Here is a 6000-nt window from a genome sequence, read left to right on the forward strand (position 1 = left end):
GATATTGCTAAGGCCTGCCGGTCTCACAGCCGGCGGCCTTATATATTTCAACAAAAGATATTATGGAGGAAACCGATTCCTTTTAAAGGAGAGCTACCCATGAGAAAGCTGTTCATTTTCCTTCTAATCGCCATAATATTTGTTGTCGGCGCTTGTTCACAGGAAAAGACCGGAAAGAATGGAAGCGATAAAAATAATGAAAATATTGAAAAAAATGATAACTTTGTATTGGTCAAAGGCGGGACTTTTATAAACACAAAGTCCAACTACTATGGAAAAAGTGAAACCCTATCGAACTTTTATATCGGCAAATATGAAGTAACTCAAAAAGAGTGGATGGAGGTAATGGGAAGTAATCCCTCAGCATTCAAAGGCGACAATTTGCCGGTAGAAATGGTCAGTTGGTATGACGCTGTTGAGTACTGCAACAAAAGGAGTATAAAAGAGGGCTTAAAACCGTACTACAATATAAACAAGAATAAAATAGACCCGAATAATAAGAGTGATTACGATAATATAAAATGGACCGTAACGATCAACGAGGGAGCGAATGGTTATCGATTGCCGACGGAAGCGGAGTGGGAATATGCTGCAAGCGGAGGTCAGAAAAGCAAGAGTTACGCATACAGCGGAAGCAATAATGCAGATGAAGTAGCATGGTATTGGAGAAACGCCGGAGATAAGTACTTATCAGGAGATTGGAACTGGCCTATCATCGAAAACAACCATAATCAAACAAAACCTGTCGGTACCAAGAAACCCAACGAATTAGGACTTTACGATATGTCAGGTAATGTAAGGGAATGGTGCTGGAATTGGTACGGAGACGGCTTGGATATTACTAGCGGCTCTTACCGGGTTGTGAAGGGCGGCGGTTGGATCGGCGACGTCGTCAACAACGAGATCTCTTTTCGGGGCAAGTTCGAGGCGAGTGGCATTGGACCCGATCAAGGTTTTCGTGTGATTCGCGGCGAGTAAACGGGAACAAGGAATTTTTATGCAACAGAGACGGTTGCTTTAGCTTTGCCTCTCCATGTGGTGCTTCACATACGCCGCCGTCTCTTCCCGGCTCATCCCTTCCGCCCACGGAAATACGGCTATGAATTATGTTATAACCGTTGTTGTAGAGGATGGAGCAAAGTTTACGATTTCCAATACAATCGGCGAATTAGCTAGAATGGGATCTCCTCCTGCCGGCACGTTAATCACTAGCGATCCAACAGCAGTAGCTCCAGGAGTATAGGTCGAAATGCCCTGCATTTGCAATACACCGTTAATGTAAACGCGATACATGCTATTATTTGTCGCCAGCGGAGGAAGTTCAGTTGCTGCTGCGCCAGTATCGTCGAAAAAATCAGCCGCATCAATCGTTAAGGTAGCTCCCGCTGCGGTTTCACCCGTTGTTACATAAAAAAATTTTTGTGGAGTTGGAACCGTTTCCGTCGTGGTTGTTGCCGTAACAAATAACTTCATAAGTTGTAGTGCCATGATTAAAAACCTCCTCGTAAGATAGACTACGATAAGATTTTATTCGAGATTATATGAAGGGGGTGGGCGAACTTTCTGGTTCATATGACTATTTGTATACTAGTTCCGTGGTAAATCCAACCGATTCAACAATAATGGGGGTTCCTTTAGAAATATGTTGTCCGGTTGCGGCAAGCGTTAGTGCATTGGAATTCACGTGATACATTTTGCCCTCTTGCAATACACCATTGACATACAAATTGAAATAACCCTGTTGACCGAAATCAGAAAATTCGGTGATGGGTTCGCCATGATCATCGACAAACTGATTGGAATAAATAACGTTTTCGTCTGTTAAATTTATATCATAGGGGGCGACAAAAAAATATCGTTTAACTATAGGTCTAACGCTAATTGAGGGATGCATGGGACAATTTATTTTTATTCGATTTACTTCGTATAGGGTCTTGTATGCTGTTTTTTTTCTACATCTTCTTCTCTTCTTGGCGTACCTTTTTTTTGTATGTTTATCACAGTTACATTTTAGTCTTCTATTCTTTTGGCAGTATATGTTAATAATGATTTGGGGCATGTAGATCCACCTCGCCAACCACGATTCCTACCCGTGGAAAAAGAATCCACTCCTCTATAGGATATTTCACGCTCAATCGCAGAAAGGTGATAACATTGAGCGGTTTTCCAGCCCCTCGCGATTCGTCACCTGGTATATCAAGCTTCGGTACTCCAGATCTTCCCAGGTGATGAAATGAAAAAACGCCCCTGTCATCAAAGACAGGGACGATCTCTCGCGGTACCACCCTTAGTGAACATGCCGGCAGCATGATCCGCTCCAATCAGATAACGGCCGATCGCCGTCCCGCCCTTCTTCCCATGATACGTTCGGCCGACGTACGGATGCTAATAAACCAAGAAAAAATGAACATCGAAATAGGCATGTTTATGCTCAACTTCAATTTCCAATGTGACAGAGTCTTACTAACTAGCGGCTTTCTTTTCTATGTTACCTCGTTACCGGTTCTACCTTGATATCCGTGAGCATGCGGATGTCTTCCGTTAACTGTTGTGACCCCTTCAAAATAGTGATAATGGCCACCTCCGGGAATGGGAATTGCTTCGCCAGTTGTGCCGCGGATAAAGTGCGTATGGCCGTCGTTAAACGTTGTTTCAGCTTGATACTCGTGTACATGCGGAACACCTGAAGGGGCTGGTGCAGTAACCCCAGCATATTCATGGGAGTGCCCGACATCAAATGAAGTGACGCCGGCAAAAGAGTGGACGTGAACGGGCCTGCCGTCCCAAGACGTAATGTACAACTTGTGAGAGTGTTGACCGTTGGGATCGTCGGAATCAAAGATGAAACCCTTAATTGGAATATCCATAAGCATCTCCTTCATTTTATTCTGGAGTAGACTATGTTAAATATTCCTGTCCTTGACACGGATGGATACCCAGACGTATATGCCTAACTGTGTACTATTCCAAACGTACGGACAACCATTGAAAAATATGTTGAAGCACTTCGCGGTTATGTAGAAACTGATGTTTTCCATCAGCGTATACGGTCAATTTTTTATCATGGGAGACGATATTTCCGATAAATCGCTCAATCAGATCCGGACTTACTAACGGATCATAACGATCATAAAAGCACAATGTCGGAGTTTGAAAAGGATTGATTTCCGATAGAGCTCTTGTTCCGTTATGTATCAGTTCACTTACCCAACGAGGAGTATACTTTATCGTGGCCAAAGGATCGTTCAGCAGATCCGCAGTCCTATATGGCGACTTCGACTGAAACCATTTGAACTTTCTCAAAGATTCATTCCACTTGACAAGTTCAAGCGGCAAAGCGGGTGTTACAAAGGAAACAAGACCGATCATTTTTCTGATGAGTTTAGGGATTCCAGGGGCAATATCCAAGGCAGGCGAAGTCAAGATGATTCCATGAATCTTTTTGCAAAATTGTTGAGCATAGCGGATTGCAATAAGCCCCCCGAAACTGTGGCCCATGAGAAAAACGGGTAATTCCGGATTCCGCGCATGCAAATGAACGACCAATTGGTCCAAGTCGTCCAGATAATCCTGGAATCGGCGAATATGCCCCCGCGGCCCGATCGAATTTCCAAATCCGCGCACATCAGGGGCAATAAAAGCAATCTGTCGTTGCAAACACTCCATTCCAAGATGGGAGTATTGCCCCGAATGCTCTCCCGCGCCATGGATGAACATCATGAATGCCTTAGGGCATTCAGGGAGCCAATACCGGATATACAATTTCACTTTTTTGCTCGTCGAAAAATATTCGTCCGTAATCATGATTCTGTCTCTCCAAATGGATGTTTCGGTTTCGCAGGTCTCACAACGCTAACCCTTTAAAAGTTGAAGCAGAAAAGGCTTTAAATCGACGATCCGCAAGGATTCCGGTTTACGGTCGGTTCCGGCAACAATAAGCGGGACGAGTGACTCCACTTGACTGATGCCGCCGTGGCCCGCGCCTCCTTCATGCGTCGGCGAGCTGCCGTACTTCAGTTCATATCCGGGCTTGGCGGTGACCACCATAAATTCGCCTTGATGCGAATTCAAGGCTGCGGACAATCGCCGCAAAACATCGGGATATCGGCCATAGTCCAATGTGCGCTTTCGGAGATCGATCCGCAAATCCAACACTTCCGGGTCTTTGGCCAATGTCCATGATTGGTTGTAGGGATCGACCCATCCTCCTTGGGATTGGTAGGCGAATTCGTTGGACGATCCCGCTCGAACGGCGCGAATCCATCCCTTGTCTTTCCAAGCCAGGATATCGATTCGCGGATCGGCCTTCAAGGCTTTGACGATCGGTTCAAACGACAATCGGGGAGTTAGCTTATATAGATAAGCCATCCGGTCGTTTGCCGCAACAATGATCTCCGTTTGATCCGTAACGGCGGCTCCCGGCCGTAAGAGGTTATACCCCTTTAAGGATTCGCCCAAGTCGATCACCGGTTGCTGTTTTTCCGGCAGGATATGCGCCATTCCGTTATCCCCTGCAATCAGGATCACGGCTTTTTTCAAAGCCTCCTCCCGCGAACCAAACGCCTGCAGCAAAGACTGCAGTTGCCGATCCGTGCGGATCACGCCCTCCAAATCCGAAGGCCCTTTTTTGTGGATTCGGCTGTCCAAATCGGGAAAATAGACAAACAGAAAATCGGGGAGTTTGTTATGTTGAATGAGGTGCTTTACCACTTCAAGGGAGTATTCGTTGTTGAAGCCAAACCGGTCGTTTAGGTTGTCCGGCAAGTCCTTTACGCCTTCCAACGGGTTCGAGAGAGCGCCATACGCCAATAAATCGGGTCCTTTCACTTTGAGTTCCTCGGGCAATGCGGTAGACATGCGAGCCCAAAGCGGAAACGTCAGCAGGTGATCCGAGTTTCCCCGGTAAATCAGACCGTTGACGGAACCCGATTTCAGCCCCTTATGGGCCAGTTCTTCGTAAAGGGTGGGAATGTGCGGATTCAAGTGGTTTCCGTTCAAGCGGATCAACGCGTCGCCCAGAAAGCGGTTGATTCCGTTTCGGCTTATTTCCAGAGGCCCGCTGCCGTAGTTCACGATTTTTTTCTCTTTCGCGGAATACCAGACCAGTCCCGGTACGCGATGCGCATCCGGATACGTTCCGGTCAGCAGGGTGCTGTCAATCGACACGGACATGGTCGGAAAAGAGGTGACGACATCCTTATAGTATTGACCGCGTTCGACGAGGAACCGAAAAGCGGGAAGCTTATTTTCCCCGATCCCCTTGTCGATCGATTGGCTCATCAGCGAATCGACGCAAATCAAGATGATTTTTTTGGCATCCGGTTTTTTGGATTGGATTCGAAGAAGGTCGCGTTCTTTTGGCGTTGCTTGATTCCTCATGCATCCCGAGAGCAGCGCCAAAACAATCGCGCCGGTTAAAACGAGCCTTCGCATTTTTCGCATCTTTGCCATTTTGCACCTGCCAGTCTCTTCTGCCGGTTTTGGAACCAGGTCCATTTTTTGCATCGGCCATCCAAATTATTCGGCTCGTCCGGCCGGAATATCGGAAACCGCATAAATCTCGGCATTCTTGGAATTCTACATCTCTAAAGGAAAAACGAAACGCAGGAGGTCATTATGAAGCACCGTTGTCTGATCGCAGGCCTGTTGGCCGTATGCGTGAGCGCAGGCTGCACCCAAACGAACGTGCAAAAAGCCAAGCAATCGGATATTGTTACCGCTGAAGCATAACGTCCAATTGCTGATGGGATTGCCTGTCCGGAAGTTGCTGAATATAATGACCGTATCACAGAAAAGGAAAAGGATGCTTCCCTTTTATGTGGGCCTGCAGCAACAGGCTCACGGGATGCATCCCCTACCCAACATGATCATTGTAACAGAGTATGAGCTGGTTGAGAAGACTCCCGGCGTTTTCAGTTCGATGTGCAGAGTTGGTCCCCTCACCTTGTTGTGGAGAAGCGCTTAGTGTGATCGGCAGTCGGCGGCGGAAACTAGTGAGCG

The 6000-nt window shown here is 46.8% G+C and carries 6 protein-coding genes; 1 reads left to right on the forward strand and 5 read right to left on the reverse strand.

Annotation, left to right across the window (positions count from 1 at the left end; translation table 11 throughout):
* The first annotated feature begins 99 nt into the window (after positions 1-99).
* Positions 100-978 (forward strand): formylglycine-generating enzyme family protein, encoded by an 879-nt coding sequence (locus F560_RS0104490; RefSeq protein WP_019004519.1) that lies wholly within the window; start codon positions 100-102, stop codon positions 976-978.
* 126 nt (positions 979-1104) lie between these two features.
* Here F560_RS0104490 and F560_RS0104495 read toward each other — a convergent pair whose 3' ends face one another.
* The 5 genes from F560_RS0104495 to F560_RS0104515 form a co-directional block, all read right to left on the reverse strand.
* Entirely contained in the window at positions 1105-1488 is a 384-nt protein-coding gene (locus F560_RS0104495; RefSeq protein WP_019004520.1) for a DUF4183 domain-containing protein, read from the reverse strand.
* Positions 1489-1576: 88 nt separating this feature from the next.
* On the reverse strand, positions 1577-2059 hold the full coding sequence (locus F560_RS24870) for a DUF4183 domain-containing protein (protein WP_083931979.1): 483 nt from the start codon (positions 2057-2059) through the stop codon (positions 1577-1579).
* Between the two features lie 424 nt (positions 2060-2483).
* The gene (locus F560_RS24875) at positions 2484-2867 is read right to left on the reverse strand and encodes a YmaF family protein (RefSeq protein ID WP_083931981.1); all 384 of its coding nucleotides are present in this window, start codon (positions 2865-2867) and stop codon (positions 2484-2486) included.
* 94 nt (positions 2868-2961) lie between these two features.
* Positions 2962-3804: an alpha/beta hydrolase gene (locus F560_RS0104510; protein WP_019004523.1), complete on the reverse strand. Its 843-nt coding sequence runs from the start codon at positions 3802-3804 to the stop codon at positions 2962-2964.
* Positions 3805-3852: 48 nt separating this feature from the next.
* Positions 3853-5379 (reverse strand): alkaline phosphatase family protein, encoded by a 1527-nt coding sequence (locus tag F560_RS0104515; protein ID WP_245554803.1) that lies wholly within the window; start codon positions 5377-5379, stop codon positions 3853-3855.
* Positions 5380-6000 lie beyond the last annotated feature (621 nt).

Origin of the sequence: Cohnella laeviribosi DSM 21336 (assembly GCF_000378425.1) — a bacterium.
GTDB classification, from domain to species: Bacteria; Bacillota; Bacilli; order Paenibacillales; family Paenibacillaceae; genus Cohnella; species Cohnella laeviribosi.